The sequence below is a fragment of the Buttiauxella izardii genome, from assembly GCF_003601925.1.
GTDB classification, from domain to species: domain Bacteria; phylum Pseudomonadota; class Gammaproteobacteria; order Enterobacterales; family Enterobacteriaceae; genus Buttiauxella; species Buttiauxella izardii.
The window spans coordinates 1-657 of sequence record NZ_QZWH01000083.1; the positions used below are offsets into that span (position 1 = coordinate 1).

The 657-nt window shown below is 52.1% G+C and carries 3 protein-coding genes; 2 read left to right on the plus strand and 1 reads right to left on the minus strand.

Annotation, left to right across the window (positions count from 1 at the left end; all coding sequences use genetic code 11):
* Positions 1-90 (plus strand): cupin domain-containing protein (locus tag D6029_RS22305; RefSeq protein WP_472297468.1); only part of this gene is annotated, 90 nt, incomplete at its 5' end.
* A gap of 33 nt (positions 91-123) precedes the next feature.
* The gene (locus tag D6029_RS22310; RefSeq protein ID WP_418230287.1) at positions 124-294 is read left to right on the plus strand and encodes a hypothetical protein; all 171 of its coding nucleotides are present in this window, start codon (positions 124-126) and stop codon (positions 292-294) included.
* Between the two features lies 1 nt (position 295).
* Here the strand turns inward: D6029_RS22310 and D6029_RS22315 are convergent.
* Positions 296-657: L-serine ammonia-lyase, iron-sulfur-dependent, subunit alpha (locus tag D6029_RS22315; protein WP_208642711.1), on the minus strand; the 362-nt coding region annotated here is incomplete at its 5' end.

The window sequence follows — 657 nt, forward strand, 5'->3', positions numbered from 1 at the left end:
GGAGATGGGGCTTTTATCCGTGACGAAGCTAACATTACGCTGGTCGCAGATACCCCGCTGCGCGCATTGCTGATAGATTTACCGGTCTGACCAGTATCAGGAATGGACCAACAGGAGTTATCCGTGAGCAAGAAACCTTCGAATAAGAAAGCAGCAAAGAAAGCGGTGCCAGCGGTTGCTGTTGCGACAACAACCGCTGAGGTCGAACTAAGCTACGACGAAATGCTCAACGAACTGGAAGCAATTGTTGTCGAAGCTGACGTGCGGCTGGCGGAAGAAGAAGCCAGCTTCTGATTCACGCCACCTTATTCGCCATGATCGCAATAATCTGACGATCGGTGTGTTGCATTGCCTGGCTTGCCAGCGCACAAAGATTGCGGATCGACTGCTCAACATCATGTGCAACGATCCCTTCATTTCCACTGACCGACGTATTATCGAGTGCCATCAGCACCGCTTTCCATGCCGAAGCGGCGCTGGTCGACACTTTCATCGCGCAACTGTTTGAAGCGCCATCACAAATCATCCCGCTCACATCACCAATCATATTACTGATAGCCATTGAGATACTCTGGTAACTGCCGTCGATTAGCCAGGTGATCCCTGCAGCAGCCCCCATTGCAGCGGTTGTCGCCGCACATAAAGCGGAAAGTGCAG